The 20,770-nt window shown below is 72.4% G+C and carries 20 protein-coding genes, 1 tRNA gene and 1 pseudogene; 12 read left to right on the top strand and 10 right to left on the bottom strand.

Annotation, left to right across the window (positions count from 1 at the left end):
• Positions 1-157: 157 nt before the first annotated feature.
• From A8W25_RS04735 to A8W25_RS04725, 3 genes are all read left to right on the top strand, one after another.
• Positions 158-1,687, top strand: coding sequence for an APC family permease (locus A8W25_RS04735; protein ID WP_067156163.1), 1,530 nt, complete (start codon positions 158-160; stop codon positions 1,685-1,687).
• Positions 1,688-1,762: 75 nt separating this feature from the next.
• Positions 1,763-2,488, top strand: a complete 726-nt coding sequence (locus A8W25_RS04730; protein WP_067156160.1) for a molybdopterin-dependent oxidoreductase — start codon at positions 1,763-1,765, stop codon at positions 2,486-2,488.
• Positions 2,430-3,116 carry a cytochrome b/b6 domain-containing protein gene (locus tag A8W25_RS04725; protein ID WP_067156157.1) on the top strand — a complete coding sequence of 229 codons (687 nt, stop codon included), beginning with the start codon at positions 2,430-2,432 and terminating at the stop codon, positions 3,114-3,116. Before A8W25_RS04730 ends, A8W25_RS04725 begins: the two co-directional genes overlap by 59 nt.
• Here the strand turns inward: A8W25_RS04725 and A8W25_RS04720 are convergent.
• Together A8W25_RS04720 and A8W25_RS04715 are read right to left on the bottom strand one after the other, a co-directional pair.
• Positions 3,102-4,508 (bottom strand): gluconate:H+ symporter, encoded by a 1,407-nt coding sequence (locus tag A8W25_RS04720; protein ID WP_067156154.1) that lies wholly within the window; start codon positions 4,506-4,508, stop codon positions 3,102-3,104. The two genes, A8W25_RS04725 and A8W25_RS04720, sit on opposite strands and share 15 nt — an antisense overlap.
• Before the next feature lie 10 nt (positions 4,509-4,518).
• Positions 4,519-5,028, bottom strand: a complete 510-nt coding sequence (locus A8W25_RS04715; protein ID WP_067156151.1) for a gluconokinase — start codon at positions 5,026-5,028, stop codon at positions 4,519-4,521.
• Between the two features lie 194 nt (positions 5,029-5,222).
• Here A8W25_RS04715 and A8W25_RS04710 point away from each other — a divergent pair, with 194 nt between their 5' ends.
• From A8W25_RS04710 to A8W25_RS04695, 4 genes are all read left to right on the top strand, one after another.
• The gene (locus A8W25_RS04710; RefSeq protein WP_067156148.1) at positions 5,223-5,924 is read left to right on the top strand and encodes a FadR/GntR family transcriptional regulator; all 702 of its coding nucleotides are present in this window, start codon (positions 5,223-5,225) and stop codon (positions 5,922-5,924) included.
• A gap of 212 nt (positions 5,925-6,136) precedes the next feature.
• Positions 6,137-7,585: an amino acid permease gene (locus tag A8W25_RS04705; RefSeq protein WP_067156145.1), complete on the top strand. Its 1,449-nt coding sequence runs from the start codon at positions 6,137-6,139 to the stop codon at positions 7,583-7,585.
• 153 nt (positions 7,586-7,738) lie between these two features.
• A complete protein-coding gene (locus tag A8W25_RS04700; protein WP_067156141.1) occupies positions 7,739-8,824 on the top strand; it encodes an S-(hydroxymethyl)mycothiol dehydrogenase in 1,086 nt (361 codons plus the stop codon).
• Positions 8,824-9,453 carry an MBL fold metallo-hydrolase gene (locus A8W25_RS04695; RefSeq protein WP_067156138.1) on the top strand — a complete coding sequence of 210 codons (630 nt, stop codon included), beginning with the start codon at positions 8,824-8,826 and terminating at the stop codon, positions 9,451-9,453. The genes A8W25_RS04700 and A8W25_RS04695 overlap by 1 nt, the downstream gene beginning before the upstream one ends.
• Here the strand turns inward: A8W25_RS04695 and A8W25_RS04690 are convergent.
• From A8W25_RS04690 to A8W25_RS04670, 5 genes and pseudogenes are all read right to left on the bottom strand, one after another.
• Positions 9,437-10,315 (bottom strand): amidohydrolase family protein, encoded by an 879-nt coding sequence (locus A8W25_RS04690; RefSeq protein WP_067156135.1) that lies wholly within the window; start codon positions 10,313-10,315, stop codon positions 9,437-9,439. The genes A8W25_RS04695 and A8W25_RS04690 overlap by 17 nt on opposite strands.
• Positions 10,312-10,623 (bottom strand): L-rhamnose mutarotase, encoded by a 312-nt coding sequence (locus A8W25_RS04685; protein ID WP_067156132.1) that lies wholly within the window; start codon positions 10,621-10,623, stop codon positions 10,312-10,314. Before A8W25_RS04685 ends, A8W25_RS04690 begins: the two co-directional genes overlap by 4 nt.
• Positions 10,620-10,892: pseudogene (locus A8W25_RS04680) on the bottom strand (aldo/keto reductase); the annotation flags it as partial. The gene A8W25_RS04685 and the pseudogene A8W25_RS04680, both read right to left, overlap by 4 nt.
• A gap of 20 nt (positions 10,893-10,912) precedes the next feature.
• The gene (locus tag A8W25_RS04675; protein ID WP_067156126.1) at positions 10,913-11,851 is read right to left on the bottom strand and encodes a pseudouridine synthase; all 939 of its coding nucleotides are present in this window, start codon (positions 11,849-11,851) and stop codon (positions 10,913-10,915) included.
• 56 nt (positions 11,852-11,907) lie between these two features.
• A tRNA-Leu gene (locus A8W25_RS04670) sits at positions 11,908-11,995 on the bottom strand.
• Between the two features lie 191 nt (positions 11,996-12,186).
• Between A8W25_RS04670 and A8W25_RS04665 the strand changes: the two genes are divergently transcribed.
• The 3 genes from A8W25_RS04665 to A8W25_RS35535 all read left to right on the top strand — a co-directional run bounded on the left by A8W25_RS04665 (position 12,187) and on the right by A8W25_RS35535 (position 14,923).
• Positions 12,187-13,512: a M20/M25/M40 family metallo-hydrolase gene (locus A8W25_RS04665; RefSeq protein ID WP_067156123.1), complete on the top strand. Its 1,326-nt coding sequence runs from the start codon at positions 12,187-12,189 to the stop codon at positions 13,510-13,512.
• 212 nt (positions 13,513-13,724) lie between these two features.
• On the top strand, positions 13,725-13,958 hold the full coding sequence (gene chpH / locus A8W25_RS04660; RefSeq protein ID WP_067156120.1) for a chaplin ChpH: 234 nt from the start codon (positions 13,725-13,727) through the stop codon (positions 13,956-13,958).
• 137 nt (positions 13,959-14,095) lie between these two features.
• Complete coding sequence (locus A8W25_RS35535; RefSeq protein WP_067156117.1) at positions 14,096-14,923, top strand: chaplin; 828 nt, start codon at positions 14,096-14,098, stop codon at positions 14,921-14,923.
• A gap of 88 nt (positions 14,924-15,011) precedes the next feature.
• On the opposite strand, the gene A8W25_RS04650 is transcribed toward A8W25_RS35535, so the two are convergent.
• A complete protein-coding gene (locus tag A8W25_RS04650; protein WP_067156114.1) occupies positions 15,012-15,200 on the bottom strand; it encodes a DUF5703 family protein in 189 nt (62 codons plus the stop codon).
• A 47-nt stretch (positions 15,201-15,247) separates the two neighbouring features.
• Between A8W25_RS04650 and A8W25_RS04645 the strand changes: the two genes are divergently transcribed.
• Complete coding sequence (locus A8W25_RS04645; protein ID WP_067156110.1) at positions 15,248-15,913, top strand: hypothetical protein; 666 nt, start codon at positions 15,248-15,250, stop codon at positions 15,911-15,913.
• Between the two features lie 141 nt (positions 15,914-16,054).
• On the opposite strand, the gene A8W25_RS04640 is transcribed toward A8W25_RS04645, so the two are convergent.
• Positions 16,055-18,460 carry an ATP-dependent DNA helicase gene (locus tag A8W25_RS04640; RefSeq protein WP_234386174.1) on the bottom strand — a complete coding sequence of 802 codons (2,406 nt, stop codon included), beginning with the start codon at positions 18,458-18,460 and terminating at the stop codon, positions 16,055-16,057.
• 74 nt (positions 18,461-18,534) lie between these two features.
• Positions 18,535-19,518, bottom strand: a complete 984-nt coding sequence (locus A8W25_RS04635; RefSeq protein ID WP_067156104.1) for an aldo/keto reductase — start codon at positions 19,516-19,518, stop codon at positions 18,535-18,537.
• 137 nt (positions 19,519-19,655) lie between these two features.
• On the opposite strand from A8W25_RS04635, the gene A8W25_RS04630 reads away from it, so the two are divergent.
• Positions 19,656-20,711, top strand: a complete 1,056-nt coding sequence (locus A8W25_RS04630; protein WP_067156101.1) for an LLM class F420-dependent oxidoreductase — start codon at positions 19,656-19,658, stop codon at positions 20,709-20,711.
• Positions 20,712-20,770: the final 59 nt, after the last annotated feature.

The raw sequence follows: 20,770 nt of genomic DNA, 5'->3' as shown, positions 1-20,770 counted from the left end.
CCGCCCCCTGGTCGTACCCGGACCGGGACCCGTACCGCGCCTTCCAGGCCGCCCGCAGCGCCGCACTCGGCACCGCCTAGCCCGTCCCACCGCAGCACCTCACGGCACCACCCGCTCGGCACCCACCCCCGCGTCCCACCGAAAGGGCACCCCCGCCATGTCGACCGACACCGATGAGATCCGTACGTACAAGGGGCAGGAGAGAGCCCTGCGGGCCGACCGGCTCGGCACCCCGGGCCTGCTGCTCTCGGTGCTCGCCGCGAGCGCCCCGCTGATGGTCGTCGCCGGTGTCATGCCCACCACGTACGGCGTGATGGGCATCGTCGGCCAGCCCCTGCTCTTCCTCATCCTCGGCGCCGTCCTGGTCCTGTTCAGCTTCGGGTACGCCGAGATGAGCCGGCACGTCCACAACGCGGGCGCGTTCTACGCGTACATAGCCAGGGGCCTCGGCCCCACCGCCGGAGCGGGCGCCGCCTTCGTGGCGCTGGTCGCTTACAGCGCCCTCCAGGTCGGTATCTACGGCATGTTCGGCTTCGAGGTCTCCAGCCTCTGCGCCACCTACCTCGACACCGAGGTCGCCTGGTGGATCCCGGCGCTCGCGGCCGTCGCGCTGGTCGGCGTGCTCGCCTGGCTGAAGATCGACCTCAACGCCAAGGTGCTCGGCGTCCTGCTCGTCATCGAGGTCGCGCTGGTCGTCGTCTTCGACTTCGCCGCTGTCGCCGACCCCGCCAAGGAGGGCCTGTCGCTGCACGCGTTCAACCCCTCCACCCTCTCCGGCGCGGGCATCGGCACCGCCCTGTGCTTCTGCATCGCCGCCTTCACCGGCTTCGAGCAGGCCCCGGTGTACGCGGAGGAGACCAGCCGCCCGCATCTGGTCGTCTCGCGCGTGATGTTCCTGGCCGTCGGCTTCACCGCCGTGTTCTTCGCCCTCAGCTCCTGGGCGCTCACCGTCGCCACCGGCCCCGCCGACATCGTCGAGGCGTCGCAGAAGAACGGTCCCGGGCTGCTCTTCGGGCTCACCGAGGACCGGCTCGGCACCACCTTCACCGACGTCCTGCACGTCCTCTTCGTCACCGGTATGTTCGCCGCGCTGCTCAGCTTCCACAACGTCGTCGCCCGGTATGTCTTCGCCATGGGCCGCGAGGGCCTGCTGCCCGCCGCGTTCGGCCGTACCAACCACACCAGCGGCGCCCCCGGCAGCGGCTCGCTGCTCCAGACGGTGATCTCGCTCGTGGTGGTCGTCGCCTTCGCCGTCGCCGACGACAAGCCCACCGGCGACCCGACCGCCGCCGTGCTGCACCTGTTCACCTGGATGGGCAACGTGGGCGCGCTCGGCGTGATCGTGCTGATGGCCGCCGCCTGCTTCGCGGTCATCGCCTTCTTCGTCCGCCGGGGAGCGGCCGGGGCCCAGATGTGGCGGCTGCTCGCCTCCGGCATCGCCGGGGTCGCGCTCGTCGTCATCGCCGTCTACACGGTCAAGGACTTCGACGTCCTGGTCGGCGCGGGCCCGGACTCCTCGCTCAGCTGGCTGCTGCCCTCGATCATCGCCCTCGCGCTGGCGGCCGGAGTGGCGTACGGCCTGGTCGTCCGCGCGGTGCGGCCCGAGGCGCACGCCCGGATCGGCCAGGGCAACGAGGCCTTCCAACTGGAGAAGCTGGAGCGGGCGACGGGCGCCACGAGGGCGTAGGCCCGGATCTGACCAAACGATGACGGAGTGCCGGGGCCCCTGGTGTCCGGGGGCCGCCGGTGCTCGAATCGGGGGGTGAACCCTGAACCACCGCCCGCCGAGAGCGCCCCGGTCGGCCGCCGGATCGTGCTGGGCATGCTCGGCCTCGGCGTCGCCGGAGTCGCCGCCGCCCCGGTCCTCCAGCGCGGCCTGGAGTCGTTCCTCGGCGCCGCCGCCGGGAAGGACCCCACCGGCCTGACCGGCCTGCTGCCCAACGGCGGCGGCTTCCGCTACTACTCCGTCGCCGCCTCCGTACCGCACAAGGGCGCAGCCGACTACCGGCTCACCGTCGACGGCCTGGTCGACCGCCCGGCCACCTACACCCTGGACGCGCTGCGGGCGCTGCCGCAGACGCGGCTGGTGCGGGACGTGCAGTGCGTGACGGGGTGGCGGGTGCCCGGCACCCCGTTCGCGGGGGTACGGCTGTCCCGGCTCCTCGACGCCGCAGGGGTGCGCCCAGGAGCCGGGGCCGTCCGCTTCACCTGCTTCGACGGCACGTACACCGAGAGCCTCACGCTCGAACAGGCCCGCCGCGACGACGTGCTGGTCGCCCTGAGCATGCAGGACAAGCCGGTCTCCCACTCGCACGGCGGCCCGGTCCGCCTCTATGTGGCGCCGATGTACTTCTACAAGTCGGCGAAATGGCTCTCCGGGATCACCGTGACGAGCAAGGTGCGGCGGGGATTCTGGGAGGAGCGTGGCTATGACACGGATGCCTGGGTCGGCCGGTCCAACGGACGCGACGACCACCCCACGAGCTGAACCGGCCGTGCGCGTACGGAGGTTCACCCGGGCCGAGCGCTGGGTGCACCGCGTCAACGCCCTGGTGTTCGGGGTGTGCGTGCTGTCGGCCGCGGTGCTCTATCTGCCCCAGCTCGCCGAGGCCGTGGGCCGCCGCGAGCTGGTGGTGACGGTGCACGAGATCTCGGGGGTGCTGCTGCCCGTACCGGTTCTGGCGGGGCTGCTCTCGCGGGCCTTCCGCGCCGATCTGCGCCGGCTGAACCGGTTCGGGCCGCACGACCGGCGCTGGCTGCGCTCGGCGCTCACCCGGGACGAACGACCGCGTACGGCGGGCAAGTTCAACGCCGGGCAGAAGGTCTACGCGGGGTGGATCACCGGCGCCACGCTCGTGCTGCTCGGCACCGGACTGTTCATGTGGTTCACGCACCTGGCGCCGCTGCCGGTGCGGATCGGCTCGACCTTCGTCCACGACTGGCTGGCGCTGGCCGTCGGGATCGTGCTGAGCGGCCATGTGACCATGGCGCTCCTCGACCCGGAGGCACGCCGTGGCATGCGCACCGGGTCGGTGGGGCGCCACTGGGCCCGCAGGGAACACGGGCTGTGGCTGGACGAGGTGGAGAAGGAGCGTGCTCCGCTAGATCACCAGTGACAGCAGCAGCACGAAGCCCAGCGCCACCACCGAGATGATCGTCTCCATCACCGACCAGGTCTTGACGGTCTGGCCGACGTCCATCCCGAAGTACTCCTTCACCAGCCAGAACCCGGCGTCGTTGACATGGCTGAAGAAGAGCGAGCCCGCGCCGACGGCGAGGACCAGCAGGGCCGTGTGCCCGGTCGACATGTCGGCGGCCAGCGGGGCCACCAGACCGGCGGCGGAGATCGTCGCCACCGTGGCCGAGCCGGTCGCGAGCCGGATCGCGACCGCGATCAGCCAGGCGAGCAGCAGCGCGGGGATGGACCAGTCCTTGGAGATGTCCAGGATCATCTGTCCGACGCCCACGTCGATCAGCGTCTGCTTGAAGCCGCCGCCCGCGCCGACGATCATGAGGATGCCCGCGATCGGGGCGAGCGACTTCTCGACCGTCGTGGAGATCCGCTCCTTGCTGAACCCGGCCGCCCGGCCCAGCGTGAAGATGGCGACGAGGACGGCCGCGAGCAGCGCGATCAGCGGCGAGCCGATCACGTCGGTGACCCGCTGGAGGTGGTTCTCCGGATCGTCGACCACGATGTCGACCAGGGCCTTCACCAGCATCAGCACGACCGGCAGCAGCACCGTCGACACGGTCGCGCCAAAGCTCGGCCGGGTCTCCAGGTCCTCCGACGGGCGAGCCGGAATCATGCGGTCCGGCGCCGGGATGTCCACCCAGCGCGCCGCGTACCGGGAGAAGAGGGGACCGGCGATGATCACCGTGGGGACGGCCACCAGCACACCGAGGGCGAGCGTGACGCCCAGGTTGGCGCCGACCGCGTCGATGGCGACCAGCGGGCCCGGGTGCGGCGGGATCAGCCCGTGCATCACCGAGAGTCCGGCGAGCGCCGGGATGCCGATCCGCATCAGCGAGTAGTTGCCGCGCTTGGCGACGAGCAGCACCACCGGGATCAGCAGCACGATCCCGACCTCGAAGAAGAGCGGCAGGCCGATGATCGAGGCGATGACCACCATCGCCCACGGCATCGCGCGCCCGCCGGACCTGCCGGCCTTCTCCAGGATCGTGTCGACGATCTGGTCCGCGCCGCCCGAGTCGGCGAGCAGCTTGCCGAGGATGGCGCCGAGGGCGATGAGCACCCCGACTCCGGCGACGGTGTTGCCCAGGCCGGTGGTGAAGCTGGTGATCGCCTTGTCCAGGGGCGCCCCCGCGAAGGCGCCGAGGGCCAGCGAGCCGATGGTCAGGGCGAGGAACGCGTGGAGCTTGAACCTGGTGATGAGCAGGACGATGACGGCGATGCCGGCGAGTACGGCGATCCCCAACCGGGCGTTGCCCGCCGAGGTGATCGGCTCGGCCGCGCCCGCTGCCAGGATCTCGACGCTGAGACTGGTCACGGTGTGGTCCTTAGCTGGCGAGCCGGCGCAGCGCGGCGACGGCCCGGTCGGTGATTTCTTCGGGGGTTCCGGCGACGTCGACGGCCACTCCGGCCTCGTCCGCGTCGAGCGGCTGAAGGGTGGCGAACTGCGAGTCGAGCAGCGCGGTGGGCATGAAGTGGCCCCGGCGCTCGCTCATCCGCCGCTCGATGAGCTCCCGGTCGCCGGTGAGGTGCAGGAAGACGAGACCGGGGGCGGCCGCCCGCAGCCGGTCGCGGTAGGCCCGCTTGAGCGCGGAGCTGCTCACCACCCCGCCGAGTCCTGCCCGGCCGTGCGCCCACTGCCCGATCGCGTCGAGCCAGGGCCACCGGTCGCCGTCGTCCAGCGGGACGCCGGCCGACATCTTGGCGACGTTGGCCGCCGGGTGGAAGTCGTCGCCCTCGGCGTACGGAACGCCCAGTGCCCCGGCGACCAGGGGGCCGATCGTGGTCTTGCCGGTGCCGGCCACGCCCATCACCACGACGACGTGGGGGGTGCTCATAGCGGTGCCTCGCTGTCTTCGTCGACATCGATGTGTTCCGGGCGGGGGTCGTTTCCGGCCATCCGTCCGTCGCGCTACTGAAACCCAAAAGGTGCGACGTATTCAAGACCTCGTGATGAATAAGTAATACTTTTTAGCTGGCGGCCCCGCGCGCCCGTCCGGCCGGGACCCCACCGCCCCGTACCCTTACGGCCATGACCACACAGGCCCAGGGACTGCACGCACAGGTGCTCGACACCCTCGGCCGCGCGATCACCGCAGGCGAGTACCCGCCCGGCAGCGTGCTGCGCGGCGACGAGCTCGCCCAGCGCTTCGACGTCTCCCGCACCGTGATCCGCGAGGCGATCCGGGTCCTGGAGTCCATGCAGCTGGTCGAGTCCCGGCGCCGGGTCGGGGTGACGGTCCGGGCCACCGAGCAGTGGAACGTGTACGACCCCCAGGTCATCCGCTGGCGCCTCGCCGGGGCCGACCGGCCGCGCCAGCTGCGCTCGCTGACCGTGCTGCGCTCGGCCGTGGAGCCGGTCGCCGCCGGGCTCGCCGCCCACCACGCCACCCCCGAGCAGTGCGCCGCCCTCACCGAGCAGGCGCTCGGGATGGTCGCCACCTCGCGCGGGCGCCAGCTGGAGGGCTATCTCGTCCACGACGTCGCCTTCCACCGGATCGTCCTGAACGCGTCGGGCAACGAGATGTTCGCCCGGCTCGGCGATGTCGTCGCCGAGGTCCTGACCGGCCGGACCCACCACCAGGTGATGTTCGAGGACCCCGATCCGGCGGCCGTCACCCTGCACGTCCAGGTGGCCGAGGCGGTCCGGGAGCGGGACGCGGAACGGGCCGAGAGACTCACCCGCGAGATCGCCGTCGGTGCCCTCAAGGAATTGGACGTCCTCGCCCCGTAAAGCTCAGATTTACCTCAGATTCATCACAGATCTGCCCGTACGTGACATTGGCCACTGCCAAATGCCCCGTCGAGCCGCGACCATGTCCCGAATCAGCCACGCCGCGGTGACCCCACAGAACTCACCCCGCATCACCGGCCACAGCCGGGACGGCACCGGCACTGCCCGGTATCGCACGACCGCATGACCCCTCACGAAGGCGATACAGCTACATGAGTGACCGCACCATGCCTGCGGCCGAGACGACGGCGGCGACGCCGACGCAGGGCACCCCCCACATCGACGCCGGTGACGCCGGTTACAGCAAGGACCTCAAGTCCCGCCACATCAACATGATCGCCATCGGCGGCGCGATAGGCACCGGCCTGTTCCTCGGCGCCGGCGGCCGGATGGCGGGCGCGGGCCCCTCGCTCGCGATCGCCTACGCGGTCTGCGGCGTCTTCGCCTTCTTCGTCGTCAGAGCCCTCGGCGAGCTCGTGCTCTACCGGCCCTCCTCCGGCGCGTTCGTCTCCTACGCCCGTGAGTTCATGGGCGAGAAGGGCGCCTACACGGCGGGCTGGCTGTACTTCCTGAACTGGTCGACCACCGCGGTGGCCGACATCACGGCCGCCGCCACCTACGCCCACTTCTGGGCGATGTTCAGCGACATCCCGCAGTGGGTCCTCGCCCTGATCGCCCTGGCCGTGGTCCTCGCCGCCAACCTGATCTCGGTGAAGTACTTCGGCGAGATGGAGTTCTGGTTCGCGATCGTCAAGGTCGCGGCCCTGGTCGCCTTCATGCTGGTCGGCATCTACCTGGTCGCCACCCAGCACAGCGTGGACGGCAACACCCCGGGCCTGGCCAACATCACCGACCACGGCGGCATCTTCCCGATGGGCACGCTGCCGATGCTCCTGGTCGTCCAGGGCGTCGTCTTCGCGTACGCCTCGGTCGAGCTCTGCGGTGTCGCGGCGGGCGAGACCGAGAACCCGCAGAAGATCCTGCCCAAGGCGATCAACTCGATCATGTGGCGCGTCGGCATCTTCTACGTCGGCTCGGTCGTCCTGCTCGCGCTGATCCTCCCGTACACCGCGTACTCGGGCGACCAGAGCCCGTTCGTCACCGTCCTGGACAAGCTCGGTGTGCCGGGCGCGGCCGGAGTGATGAACCTGGTGGTCCTGACCGCCGCGCTCTCCAGCCTCAACTCGGGCCTGTACTCCACCGGCCGCATCCTGCGCTCGATGGCCGTGGCGGGCTCCGCGCCCAAGTTCACGGCCCGGATGAACAAGGGCCAGGTGCCCTACGGCGGTGTCCTGCTGACCGCCGCCTTCGGCGCCGCCGGTGTCGCCCTGAACAAGCTGATGCCCGACGACGCCTTCGAGATCGTGCTGAACTTCGCCTCGATCGGCATCCTCGGCACCTGGGCGATGATCATGATCTGCTCGCTGCTGTTCTGGCGCCGCGCCCAGGAGGGCAAGCTCACCCGTCCCTCCTATCAGCTGCCCTGGGCCCCGTACACCCAGATCGTGACGCTGGTCTTCCTCGCCACGGTCCTGTACCTGATGTGGTACGGCGGCGGCGTCGGCCGCACCACCGTCTACTGCCTGCCCGTCATCCTGGCCATGCTGGTCGGCGGCTGGTTCCTGGTCCGCAAGCGGGTCGGGGAGCTCGCGGCCAAGTAGCGGGCACGGAGCAGCGGTACGAGAAGGGCGGCACCCCGGGCGCGGGGTGCCGCCCTTCGGCGTGCGCCAGGTAACGTGCGGAGGTCGGGCCCGTACACATTTCCGCCCGTACGCGTCCGCGCGTACCGGCGGTGCCAGAAAGGAAGTCCACGCATGCCGCAGCAGGTCCGAGGGGTCATCGCACCGGGGAAGAACGAGCCCGTACGGGTGGAGACGATCGTGGTGCCGGACCCGGGGCCCGGCGAGGCCGTGGTGAAGGTCCAGGCGTGCGGGGTGTGCCACACCGACCTGCACTACAAGCAGGGCGGGATCAACGACGACTTCCCCTTCCTGCTCGGCCACGAGGCCGCCGGTGTGGTTGAGTCGGTCGGCGCGGGCGTCACCGACGTCGCCCCCGGCGACTTCGTGATCCTCAACTGGCGCGCGGTGTGCGGCCAGTGCCGCTCCTGTCTGCGCGGCCGCCCCCAGTACTGCTTCAACACCCACAACGCCAAGCAGAAGATGACCCTCACCGACGGCACCGAGCTGTCGCCCGCGCTCGGCATCGGCGCCTTCGCCGAGAAGACGCTGGTCGCGGCCGGACAGTGCACCAAGGTCGACCCGTCGGTCTCCCCGGCCGTGGCGGGGCTCCTCGGCTGCGGCGTCATGGCGGGCATCGGCGCCGCCCTCAACACCGGCAACGTGGGCCGTGGCGACTCGGTCGCCGTCATCGGCTGCGGCGGGGTCGGGGACGCGGCGATCGTGGGCGCCCGGCTCGCGGGCGCGGCGAAGATCGTCGCCGTGGACATCGACGACCGCAAGCTGGCCACCGCCAAGAACATGGGCGCCACCCACACGGTCAACTCCCGCACGCAGGACGCCGTCGAGGCGATCCGCTCCCTCACCGGCGGCTTCGGTGCCGACGTCGTCATCGAGGCGGTCGGCCGCCCCGAGACCTACCAGCAGGCGTTCTACGCCCGCGACCTGGCCGGAACGGTGGTCCTCGTCGGCGTGCCCACCCCGGACATGAAGCTGGAGCTGCCGCTCATCGACGTCTTCGGACGCGGCGGCGCGCTCAAGTCCTCCTGGTACGGCGACTGCCTGCCCTCCCGGGACTTCCCCGTACTGATCGACCTGCACCAGCAGGGCCGCATCGACCTGGCCGCCTTCGTCACCGAGACCATCGCGCTCGACGAGGTCGAGAAGGCCTTCGAGCGGATGCACGAGGGCGATGTGCTGCGCTCGGTGGTGGCGTTCTGATGGCCGCCCGTATCGAGCACCTGGTCACCTCGGGCACCTTCGCGCTCGACGGGGGCGTCTGGGACGTCGACAACAACGTCTGGATCGTGGGCGACGACGAGGAGGCGGTGGTCGTCGACGCCGCCCACGACGCCCAGGCGATCCTGGCCGCGCTCGGCGGCCGCACCCTGCGCGCGATCGTGTGCACCCACGCCCACAACGACCACATCGACGCCGCCCCCGAGCTCGCGGAGGCCACCGGGGCGCCGGTGCTGCTGCACCCCGACGACCTGCCGCTGTGGAAGCTCACCCACCCGGACCGCGCCCCCGACGGCGAACTGGCCGACGGCCAGACCCTGTCGGTCGCCGGCACCCGCCTGGAGGTCGTCCACACCCCGGGCCACGCCCCGGGCGCGGTGTGCCTGTACGCGCCCGAGCTGGGCACGGTGTTCACCGGCGACACCCTGTTCGCCGGGGGACCGGGCGCCACCGGCCGGTCCTTCTCGCACTTCCCGACCATCGTCGACTCGATCCGCGACCGGCTGCTGACGCTGCCGCCCGGGACGGTCGTACGGACGGGCCACGGTGACGCGACGACCATCGGCGCCGAGTCGCCCCACCTGGACGAGTGGATCAAGCGCGGCCACTGAGCCGGTAGACGCGGTCGGCCGTGGAGCCGAGGACCTGGGCCCGCTCGTGCGGGCTCAGGTCCCGCGTCAACTCCCGTACGGTGTCGAGGACTCCACCGTACGAGGAGGCCAGCAGGCACACCGGCCAGTCGGAGCCGTACATCAGCCGCGCGGGGCCGAACGCCTCCAGGACCGTGTCCGCGTACGGCCGCAGATCCTCGACGCTCCACCGCGCCCAGTCCGCCTCGGTGACCAGCCCCGACACCTTGCAGACGGTGTTGGGGAGCGCGGCCAGCGCGCGGACGGCCGACGCCCAGGGCTCTCTCGTGCCGGAGGCGACCGGGGGCTTGCCCAGGTGGTCCAGCACGAAGGTGAGCCCGGGGTGGCGCTCGGCGGCCCGTACACAGGCCGGGAGCTGATGGGGGAGGACCACCAGGTCGTACGCGAGGCCCGCGTCCGCGACCGCCGCGAGCCCCGCGCCCACGTCCGGCCGCAGCAGCCAGCGCGGGTCGCGCTCGGCCTGCACCTGGTGCCGGATCCCCACCAGTCGGCCGCCGCCGGGCAGTTCGGCCAGCCGGGCCAGTTCGCCGGCGACCCCGGGCGCGGTGAGATCGGTCCAGCCGACGACCCCGCGCACCAGCGGGTCGTCCTCGGCGAGCGCCAGGAACTCCGGGGTCTCCTCGGCCGCGGTGACGGTCTGCACCAGCACCGTGGCGGCCACCCCGGCGGCCCGGGCCCGCGCCCTCAGCTCGTCGGGCGTGAAGGAGCGCCGCAGCGGGGCGAGTCCGGGCCCAGCGGTCCACCGCTGGTCACGGACGGCCAGGTCCCACAGATGGTGGTGCGCGTCGACGACCCGCGCGCCCGCCTCCGGCCCGGCCGTCACAGCTCCCACACCACCGGCAGCCCGGCCTCCGCGCCCGGGCCGGAGTAGTCGTGGACGACCTCCAGCAGGCCGGCCATCCGGGTCTGCCAGGCGATGTTCACCGGCAGCTCCGCCAGCTCGGCCAGCAGCCGCGCGTAGTCGGCGCACTCGATCACATGGAACAGTTCGCTGCCGCTGCGCCAGATCGTCCACTCGGTCGCCCCGGCGGCCCGGATCGCCGCTGTCAGCTCCGCCGGGACCTCCCGGTGCGCGTCCTCGTACGCCTCGATCCCCTCGGCCCGGACCCTGGTGTGCAGTGCGACCCTCATACGCCCAGCTCCTCCCACAGCGCCTGCGGCACCGGCTGCCCGAACTGCTCGGCCGCGTCCCGGACCTCGGCCGCCGAGCGCGCGCCCACCAGCACGCTCGCCACCGCCGGGTGCCGCAGCGGGAAGGCGAGCGCGGCGGCCCGCAGCGGGACGCCGTGGCGCTCGCAGACCGCCTTGATCCGCAGTGCCCGATCGAGGAGGGCCGGGGGCGCGGCCGCGTAGTCGTAGGGGGCCCGAGGTACCCCCGGAACCCCGATTTCCCTTCCCCTGCCCCCTATTGGTCCGATGTCTAGCGGTCCGACTCCCACTCGGTCAGCCGCAGCCGAGTGGTGAACCGCCGCTCCCGACCGTCCACCGGATCGGTGAACTCCAGCACCTTCGCGAGCAGTTGCAGCGGACGGCTGAAGTCGTCCGGGCCGGGTTCCTCGATCACCACCGGATACACCGGGTCGTTGAGGATCGGCAGCCCGAGAGCGTTCATATGGACCCGCAGCTGATGGGTGCGCCCGGTGGCCGGAAGCAGCCGGTAGCGGCCGAGCCCGCCCCGGTGCCTTACGAGCTCGATCCGGCTCTCGGCGTTCGGCTCGCCCGCCTCCTCGCGCGCGGCGATCACCCCGCGCTCCTTGACGATCCGGCTGCGCACGGTCACCGGCAGCGCCGCATCCGCGTCGTACGGGGCGATCGCCTCGTACTCCTTGCGCACCCGCCGCTCGGCGAACAGGTTCTGGTACGCGCCCCGGTCCTCGGGCCGTACGACGAACAGGGCGAGACCGGCGGTCAGCCGGTCCAGGCGGTGCGCGGGCTGGAGCGCGGGCAGTTCGAGCTCGCGCCGCAGCCGGGCCACGGCGGTCTCGGTGATGTGCCGCCCCCGGGGCGTGGTGGCCAGGAAGTGCGGCTTGTCCGCGATCACGATCCGCTCGTCGCGGTGGACGATCCCGATCCCGAACGGCACGGGCACCTCGGGGGCGAAGTCGCGGTGGAACCAGACGTACATCCCCGGCCGGTACGCCAGCGCGTCGTCCACGGGTCCGTCGACGGTCAGGAACCTGCCGCCGCGCACCATCTCCTCGACCCGCGCTGCCCCGACGGCGCCCTCGAACCGCTCGACCAGATGCTCCCGGACCGTCCTCCAGGCCCCCTCCGGGTCGTCCGGCAGCCGCACCCGCACCGGGTCGATGCCGTCCCGCTGGGGGAGCGGGGCGGCCGGGATCCCTGACCTACGTCTCACCGCACGACCTACGTTTCACAAAACAAGAAAACCCCAGCTCAGCTGGGGTTTTCAAGTGGTGTCCGAGGGGGGACTTGAACCCCCACGCCCGATAAAGGGCACTAGCACCTCAAGCTAGCGCGTCTGCCATTCCGCCACCCGGACAAGGTGTCTGTCTCGCGGGCCGTGCCCGTTCCGACGTGGAAAACAATAGCAAACATCTGGGGGTGCTCGATCACCCCCGTGGCCTGCGTGAACGTCGTATGTCGACGGGAAGCCGCCCTTGGGCGCGCGGGGGGCGCGGGGGAGGATGAGGTGGACCCAACGAAGCGGCAGCGGCAGCGGGAGGAAGCAGCGTGAGCGACTCGAAGGCGGCACGGGGCGTGACCGGCGAGGACGAGGTCGTCGACCTCTGTCGCGATCTGATCAGGATCGACACCAGCAACTACGGGGACCACTCCGGTCCGGGCGAGCGGGCGGCGGCCGAGTACGTGGCCGAGAAGCTCGCGGAGGTGGGGCTCGAACCGAAGATCTTCGAATCGCACACCGGGCGGGCCTCCACAGTGGCCCGGATCCAGGGCGAGGACCCCTCGCGGCCCGCGCTGCTCATCCACGGCCACACCGACGTCGTCCCGGCCAACGCCGACGACTGGACGCACCACCCGTTCTCGGGCGAGATCGCCGACGGCTGCGTCTGGGGGCGCGGCGCGGTCGACATGAAGGACATGGACGCGATGACCCTCGCGGTCGTACGGGACCGGCTGCGCAGCGGCCGCAAGCCCCCGCGCGACATCGTGCTCGCCTTCCTCGCCGACGAGGAGGCGGGCGGCACCTACGGGGCCCGCTACCTCGTCGACAAGCACCCCGACCTCTTCGAGGGGGTGACGGAGGCGATCAGCGAGGTCGGCGGATTCTCGTTCACCGTCAACGAGAACCTGCGGCTCTACCTGGTGGAGACCGCCCAGAAGGGCATGCACTGGATGAAGCTGACCGTGGACGGCAGCGCCGGGCACGGTTCGATGATCCACAAGGACAACGCCATCACCGAGCTCTCCGAGGCGGTCGGGCGGCTCGGGCGGCACAAGTTCCCGGTGCGCGTCACCAAGACGCTGCGGCACTTCCTCGACGAGCTGGGTGACGCGCTCGGCACCGAGCTCGACCCGGAGAACATGGACGAGACGCTGGCCAAGCTCGGCGGCATCGCCAAGCTCATCGGCGCCTCGCTCCAGAACACCGCCAACCCGACCCAGCTGGGCGCCGGCTACAAGGTCAACGTGATCCCGGGGCAGGCGACCGCGCACGTCGACGGCCGTTTCCTGCCGGGGTACGAGGAGGAGTTCCTCGCGGACCTCGACCGGATCCTGGGGCCCCGGGTCCGGCGCGAGGACGTGCACGCCGACAAGGCGCTGGAGACCACCTTCGACGGGGCGCTCGTCGACGCCATGCAGACGGCCCTGGTGGCCGAGGACCCGATCGCGCGGGCCGTGCCGTACATGCTCTCGGCCGGCACCGACGCCAAGTCCTTCGCGGACCTCGGGATCCGCTGCTTCGGCTTCGCGCCGCTGAAGCTGCCGCCGGAGCTGGACTTCGCCGGGATGTTCCACGGTGTGGACGAGCGGGTGCCGCTGGACGGTCTGAAGTTCGGCGTACGGGTCCTCGACCGGTTCATCGACGCCTCCTGACCTGGGGAGGTGCGGGGGTGCCGGGCGAACCCGGCACCCCTGGCCTCGTGACGGCCACTTTGCTGAAACGACAAACCAACAATCGCCCAGGCGTGCGTAGTTGACTGAAAAGAGTGAATGCGTTCATAAGCTCGTAGCCCCATAACTTCCCCCTCGTTACAGGGTGTGCGGTCCGCGGCTGGGATCGCACCTTTGCCAACAAGGAGGAAGTAATGATCAAGAAGGTCGTCGCTGCTGCGGCTGTCACTGGTGGTCTGGTTCTCGCGGGTGCGGGCCTCGCCGTCGCCGACGCGGGTGCGCAGGGTGCCGCTGTGGGCTCCCCCGGTGTCGCCTCGGGCAACGTCATCCAGGTGCCCGTCCACGTCCCGGTGAACGTCTGTGGCAACACGATCTCGGTGATCGGGCTGCTGAACCCCGCCTTCGGCAACACCTGCGTCAACAAGTGACGTCGAGCCTGAACCCGTGAGGGTCTGAGCCCGGCGGCCCCGGAGTGCGCGCCATGTACTCCGGGGCCGCCAGGCACCCACTCCCGGGCGCAACGGTGTCCGGGAGCATCCGGTAGGTAGAAGGCAGGGAACAACCTATGCGACAGGTCACCAGAAAAGGCCTGATCACCATGGCCGCCGCCACCGGCGTGATCGCCATGGGCAGCGGCTACGCACACGCCGACTCCAAGGCGCACGGCGCCGCGACCGACTCCCCGGGCGTCCTGTCCGGCAACGCGGTCCAGGCGCCGGTGCACGTGCCGGTCAACGCGTGCGGCAACACCGTCAACGTCATCGGGCTGCTCAACCCGGCGATGGGCAACACCTGCGCCAACAAGGGCGGTTCGCACCACGGCGGCGGCGGTGCCACGGCCCACGGCCACGCGAGCGACTCGCCCGGCGTCGGCTCCGGCAACAGCGTCCAGGCGCCCATCGACGTCCCGGTCAACGCCTGCGGCAACGGCGTCACCGTGATCGGGGCCCTCAACCCGGTGTTCGGCAACGACTGCGCCAATGTGTCCGGCGACGCCCGGCACCAGCCCCCGCACCACCCCGGTCACCCGGGGAAGCCGGGGCACCCGGGCCACCCGGGAAAGCCGGGTCACCCCGGCAAGCCCGGTGAGCACTGCGGGACCGAGCACCCGGGCAAGCCCCACCACCCCGGCACGCCGCACCACCCGGGCAAGCCCGGGGACGCGGTCAAGCCGATCCACGGGACCAAGCCGGGCCAGCACCCGCACACCCCGGGCACCCCCGGCACCCCGGCCGGTCCGAACACCCCGGGCACCCAGACCGTGACGGCCCCCCAGGCCGCCGGCGCGCTGGCGCACACCGGGTCGAGCGCGGTGGGCATCGCCCTCCCGGCCGGCGCGGGCCTGCTGCTCGCCGGAACCACGCTCTACCGCCGGGCCCGCTCCGGCGCGTGAGCGGAGCCGCCCCCCGGCGGCAGGAACCAGACAGAACGGATCGGGCCCCGCAGTCGCGGGGCCCGATCCGTTTGTACCGCTCTGTCCGTCACCATGTGGCGCGCAGCTGGCGGATGATCCGCCTGCGCAGCCGCACCCTGCGGCTGCCGTCACGCAGCAGACTCAGTCGCTCCAACTCCCAGTGTCCGTACTCGGCGTGGTCGGTCAGCAGACGTGTGGCCTCCTTGCGAGTCACCCCGCGAGGTACGTACACGTCGACAAATTCGTATTCCGGCATCGCATCTATTGTGCGGGCAGAGCCCCGGTACGGATAGCGTCTGCACTATGTCTGATGCTGCGCAGCCCTCCGCTGCCGAGGTACGTGCCGCCGCCGACGCGGTCAAAGCCGCGCTGGACCGCCACCTGGAGGCGGTGGAACGCCGCACCGGGGACGACGATCCGGCCGTGTACGACGCGTTCAACGCCCTGGCGGCCGCTGCCGAGGCGTACGACGAGCGGCTCTATGACCGGTACGACGAGGTCACCCCCTTCGAGATCCCGGGCGCCGACGACTCCCTGCCGCCCTACACGGGCCCGGAGGAGCCGAACGCGCTGAGCGTCCTGATCCGCCGCGACTACGCGGTGGTGGAGCCCCAGCGGCTGCTCGCCCAGGCCCAGCGGATCGCGGACCTGGACCCGGAGGCCGAGGACTCGGCCGAGGACGACCGGGCCGCCGCCGTGGTCGGCAAGAGCGTGCACGCGGCGCTCGGCGTGCTCTTCGGGGAGTACGAACCGGACGAGATCGCCTCCCGGCACAAGGAGTTCGGCCTGGAGGAGGGCGACTCCACGCTGTGGGTGTCGGCGGCGGACGAGCTGCCGGAGCCGGGGGAGTGGCTCAGTACGCCCTTCGACCACGCGGATCCGCAGCGGGTGGTGTGCAGGTTCGACGTCAGCGCGGTCTTCGACGAGGACGAGCTGGAGGACGAGGACGACCTCTCGGGGACGCCGTGACCCCTCGGGCGCTCTGACGCCTTCGGCGTCCTGACCTCTTGGGTGCCTCGCCGCCTTCGGCGCCCGGCGCCTCGCACGACAGCCTCCGTGGCCCCTCCGGGCACGGAGGCTGTCGTGTGTCGGCCTGCGGCGGGCCCGGGGCTACTCCGCCTCGGGCGTCCGCAGCAGGGCCTGCAGAAGGGGCGTGAGCCGCGTCGTACGCGCCGGGGCGGGCACCTCGGCCACCGCGTGCGGGAGCGCCTGGTCCACGCCGTGGACCACGGACAGATGGCGCTCGGCGCGGCCGAACGCCGTGTAGACCCAGGACCGGCTGAGCCCCTGCGCCGCGTCCCCGGGCAGCACCACCACGACCGCCGGCCAGCGCGTTCCGGCCGCCTGGTGGGCGGTCAGGGCCCAGCCGTGCCGCAGCGCCGACTCCACCCGCTCCTTCGGTACGACGAGGGGCTCGCCGCCGCAGTCGAGGTGCAGCCCGTCCGGGCCCGCCGAGCCGACCACACCCACCGAAGTGCGCCCGGGCGCCTCCGCGTACGCCACGCGGTCGCCCGGGTCGAAGCCCGCGAACCGGCCGGGGCCCGGGTTGAGCCGCTGCTTCAGGGCCGCGTTGAGTGCCCGCGTACCCGCCGAGCCGCCGTGGCCGACCGTGATGACCTGGGTCTGCTCGGTGGGCACCCCGATCGCGCGCGGCACCGAGTCGGCGACCAGCTGGACGCAGCGGTGCACCGCCTCGCCCGCGTCCCGCACCGGGACGATCACGACCTCCTTGCCCGGTGCCTCGACCTGGCCGAGCTCACCGGCGCCGATCCCCGAGACCAGCTCGCCGATCGGGCCGGGGTCCGGGGTGCGCGACGCCACGTGCGGCACCGCCCGGGCCTCCAGCACATCGGCGAACACCCGGCCCGCGCCCGCCGAACCCAGCAGCTCCGGGTCCCCGCCGAGCACCAGACGGCAGCCGTCCGGCAGGGACTCGACGAGCATCGCCGCGCCCTCCACGTCCAGCTGCGGGGCGTCCTGCACGACCAGCACGTCCAGGGCGAGCGCCCCGTCCTCGTCGCGGCCCGGGCCCTCGGTCCCGGAGAGCAGCGCGGCCACGGTGAACGCCCGCCCGTCCCCCACCGCCGCGGCGAGCCGGCGCCGTCCGTCCCGGGTGTGGGCGGTCGCGGCCGCCCGCAGGCCGAGGCCGTGCGCGGCGGTGACCACGGCCGCCGACTCGGCGCGGGCCGCCTCGCCGCCGGAGTGGGTGACCAGGCCGCTGCCCGCCACCGCCCTGATCAGCTCGGCGGCCGACGGCGAGGGGGCGGCACCGGCGGCGCCCGCCCAGTCGCGACCGTCGTCCTTCACCGGGGCGTTGGCGAGCCGGGCCAGACCGTCGGCGAGGCTCTCCTCCGCAAGCGCGTACCGGTCGAGGCCGAGCAGCACCTCGACGGGGGCGGTCTCCTCCGCCCCGTCCTCCTCGGCGGCTTCCCCGGTGTCGGCCGGTTCGTCGTCCAGCGCGGCCTCGCCGTCCTGGAAGACCAGCACCACACCCTCGGTGATCGCCTGCCGTACGGCCTCGTCCGGGTCCGGCAGCGACCGCTCGGCCAGCGCCGCCTTCACCGCCGCGATCGGCAGTGCGGTGTGGCCCTGGACCGAGGCGCGCTCCAGGGTCCACGCGACCAGCGCGGCCGCCCGGCGCGGGTCGTCCGGGCCGCACTCGGCGCCGAGGAGCGCCCGGGCGAAACCGTCGGCCTGCTCGGGGCGGACCCCGGGCACGGCGAGCAGCTGCCAGGGGTCGGCGCGCAGCACGTCGGCCGCCTGCTCGCCCAGGGCGTCCGTGACCTGCGGGGCCAGCGAGTCCGGCGCGCCGCCGCCGCTCAGCACGGCCCGCACCGCGGCCAGCGCTTCCGGCCCGGCGGCCACGCGCGCGGGCCGCGGCACCTGTGTCCGTACGGGCGCGGGGTCGGACGGCACCGGTGCGGGGCGGCGCGGGGCCGGGGCGGAGTCGAAGAACGACGCCCCCGGCTTCTCGCCGCTCTCGACCGCCCGGACGGCCGCGAGCAGGTCGGCGGCCTGGCCGCTGAGCTTGGCCCCGGCCGCGACGGGCCCCTCCTTCTCGGCCTTGCGCGCCTCGATCCGCGCCCGCAACTCCCGCTGAGCGGCAAGCTCGGCCTGCGCCTCGGACACACCACCAACACCGTCCCCGGCGGCGCCCCCACCACTCTCGGCGGAGCCGTCTCCGGCCCCGGCGGCATCGCCTTCTGTCCCGGCGGAGCCGTCCCCGGTCCCGGCGACCCCGTCTTCGGCCCCGGCGGAACCGTCTCCGGTCGCATCGGCATCGCCTTCGGCCCCGGCGGAGCCGTCCCCGGTCCCGGTCCCGGCCCCGGCGGCGCCACCATCGCCCCCGGCGGCGGCCTCCTCGGCCGAGGTGTCGTCCGCCTCAGGTGCGGTGTCGTCCTCGGCGGTGCTGTCCGCGTCCGTCTCCCCGGCGGCCGGAGCCGAGTCCTCCGCAACCTCCCCCGCGCCCTCGGGCGTGTTCGTGGCGCCGGAAGCCGCGACGGATGCCTCAGCCACCTCGGCCACACCGTTCTCGGCGCCGAAGGCGTCTGCGGCCGGGGTTCCGGGGGCCGGCCCCGGGGGAAGCGCGGTCACAAGGTGCTCCAGTCCTGGTCGGGATAGCGGTGCACGGGCGCCGACACATCGTCCAGCGCCCGGCAGATCTCGTCTGGAAGACTAAGCGCCTCCACTGACAATGCCGCCGTGAGCTGCTGCGCGTTGCGCGCGCCGACGATCGGCGCGGCCACTCCGGGCCGGTCCCGGACCCAGGCGAGCGCGACGTGCAGCGGCGTCACCGCGAGGCCGTCCGCGGCTATCGCCACCGCGTCCACGATCCGGCTCGCCGCCTCGTCCAGATACGGCGCCACGAACGGCGCCAGCGCCTCCGAGGCCCCGCGTGAGTCCGCCGGGGTGCCGTTGCGGTACTTCCCCGTCAGCACCCCGCGCCCCAGCGGCGAGGACGGCAGCAGCCCCATCCCCAGGTCGAGCGCGGCCGGCAGCACCTCCCGCTCCACCCCGCGCTGGAGCAGCGAGTACTCCATCTGCGTACAGGCGAGGCGGGTGCGCACGCCCGGCGCGCCCAACTGCCAGGTCGCGGCCTTGGCGAGCTGCCAGCCGCAGAAGTTGGACACGCCCGCGTACCGCACGCGCCCGCTGCTCACCGCGATGTCCAGGGCCTGGAGCGTCTCGTCGAGCGGGGTCCGGGTGTCGAACGCGTGGACCTGCCAGATGTCCACGTAGTCCGTGCCGAGACGTTCCAGCGACTCGTCGAGCGCGGCGAGCAGATGGCCGCGCGAGGCGTCGAAGCGCCGGTCCGGGTCGGGCACGCTGCCCGCCTTGGTGGAGATGACCAGATCGCGGCGCGGCACCAGCCGCTCCACCAGCTGCCCGAGCAGGTATTCGGCGTCCCCGCCCCCGTACACGTCCGCCGTGTCGACCAGCGTGCCGCCGGCCTCCCAGAACGCCTTCAACAGATCGGCGGCGTCGTGCTCGTCGGTGTCCCGGCCCCAGGTGAGGGTGCCGAGCCCGATCCGGGATACGCGCAGGCCCGTACGGCCCAGGTGCCTCTGCTCCATGGGCGCTGAGATTACTGGCCACGGCCGCGACCGGTGAGGCCCTGTGGACAACTGGGGTCCCGGTGCCCTGCCGTGCCGCCCGCCCGCGCGCTAGAGTCCCCGGAACAGCGACGTTACTGATCAGTAAGGGGACCGCCATGCGGCTCGGGATCAACCTCGGCTACTGGGGCGCCGGAATGGACGGCGACAACCTCGCCGTCGCCCAGGAGGCCGACCGGCTCGGCTACGACGTCTGCTGGGCCGCCGAGGCCTACGGCTCGGACGCGCCCACCGTGCTGGCCTGGGTCGCCGCCCAGACCGAGCGCATCGACGTCGGCTCCGCGATCCTCCAGATCCCGGCCCGCCAGCCCGCGATGACGGCGATGACCGCCGCCACCCTGGACTCGCTCTCCGGCGGCCGCTTCCGCCTCGGCCTCGGCGTCTCGGGCCCGCAGGTCTCCGAGGGCTGGTACGGCGTGAAGTTCGACAAGCCGCTGGCCCGCACCCGTGAGTACGTCGAGATCGTCCGCCGGGCGATGACCCGCGAGCGGCTCTCGTACGAGGGCGAGCACTGGACCCTGCCGCTGCCCGACGGCCCCGGCAAGGCGCTCAAGCTGACCGTCCACCCCGAGCGCGAGCACATCCCGCTCTACATCGCCGCGATCGGCCCCAAGAACCTGGAGCAGACCGGTGAGATCGCCGACGGTGCGCTGCTGATCTTCCCCTCCGCCGACCACCTGGAGGACACCGCGATCCGCCACATCCGGGCGGGCCGCGAGAAGGCGGGCAAGACGCTGGAGGGCTTCGACATCTGCCCGACGCTGCCGCTCGCGCTCGGCGCGGACGGCGACGTCGGCGCGCTGGCCGACATGTTCCGCCCGTACACCGCGCTCTACGTGGGCGGCATGGGCAGCCGCAAGCAGAACTTCTACAACCAGCTCGCGCGGCGCATGGGGTACGAGAAGGAGGCCGCCGAGATCCAGGACAAGTACCTCTCCGGCGACAAGGCGGGCGCGGCCGCCGCCATCCCGCAGCAGCTCATCGACTCCACCACGCTGCTCGGCTCGGTGGAGCGCATCGCCGACCGGATGCGGGCCTACGCCGCCGCCGGGGTCACCACGCTCACCCTCGCCCCGGCCGGCTTCACGCTCGACGAGCGCGTCGCGGCCCTGCGCGCGGGCACCGAGGCGCTGGAGCACGCCGGTCTGGCGTAGCGGGGGGGGCGCGAGGGGAAGTCTGCGGCCGTGGTGGGGGAAGTCTGCGGCCGTGGTGG

The sequence above is a fragment of the Streptomyces sp. ERV7 genome, from assembly GCF_001653515.1.
Taxonomy (GTDB): Bacteria; Actinomycetota; Actinomycetes; order Streptomycetales; family Streptomycetaceae; genus Streptomyces.
The sequence above is the reverse complement of the archived record's forward strand: the minus strand, read 5'-3'. Positions and strand labels throughout refer to the sequence as shown.

What these genes read in the sequence shown, in the direction of transcription:
- A8W25_RS04735 (WP_067156163.1), top strand. Translation starts at nt 158, where the DNA reads ATGTCGACCGACACCGATGAGATCCGTACGTACAAGGGGCAGGAGAGA.
- A8W25_RS04685 (WP_067156132.1), bottom strand. Translation starts at nt 10,623, where the DNA reads ATGAGGGTCGCACTGCACACCAGGGTCCGGGCCGAGGGGATCGAGGCG.
- A8W25_RS04695 (WP_067156138.1), top strand. Translation starts at nt 8,824, where the DNA reads ATGGCCGCCCGTATCGAGCACCTGGTCACCTCGGGCACCTTCGCGCTC.
- A8W25_RS04635 (WP_067156104.1), bottom strand. Translation starts at nt 19,518, where the DNA reads ATGGAGCAGAGGCACCTGGGCCGTACGGGCCTGCGCGTATCCCGGATC.
- A8W25_RS04725 (WP_067156157.1), top strand. Translation starts at nt 2,430, where the DNA reads ATGACACGGATGCCTGGGTCGGCCGGTCCAACGGACGCGACGACCACC.
- A8W25_RS04715 (WP_067156151.1), bottom strand. Translation starts at nt 5,028, where the DNA reads ATGAGCACCCCCCACGTCGTCGTGGTGATGGGCGTGGCCGGCACCGGC.
- A8W25_RS04630 (WP_067156101.1), top strand. Translation starts at nt 19,656, where the DNA reads ATGCGGCTCGGGATCAACCTCGGCTACTGGGGCGCCGGAATGGACGGC.
- A8W25_RS35535 (WP_067156117.1), top strand. Translation starts at nt 14,096, where the DNA reads ATGCGACAGGTCACCAGAAAAGGCCTGATCACCATGGCCGCCGCCACC.
- A8W25_RS04645 (WP_067156110.1), top strand. Translation starts at nt 15,248, where the DNA reads ATGTCTGATGCTGCGCAGCCCTCCGCTGCCGAGGTACGTGCCGCCGCC.
- A8W25_RS04650 (WP_067156114.1), bottom strand. Translation starts at nt 15,200, where the DNA reads ATGCCGGAATACGAATTTGTCGACGTGTACGTACCTCGCGGGGTGACT.
- A8W25_RS04700 (WP_067156141.1), top strand. Translation starts at nt 7,739, where the DNA reads ATGCCGCAGCAGGTCCGAGGGGTCATCGCACCGGGGAAGAACGAGCCC.
- A8W25_RS04705 (WP_067156145.1), top strand. Translation starts at nt 6,137, where the DNA reads ATGAGTGACCGCACCATGCCTGCGGCCGAGACGACGGCGGCGACGCCG.
- chpH (WP_067156120.1), top strand. Translation starts at nt 13,725, where the DNA reads ATGATCAAGAAGGTCGTCGCTGCTGCGGCTGTCACTGGTGGTCTGGTT.
- A8W25_RS04710 (WP_067156148.1), top strand. Translation starts at nt 5,223, where the DNA reads ATGACCACACAGGCCCAGGGACTGCACGCACAGGTGCTCGACACCCTC.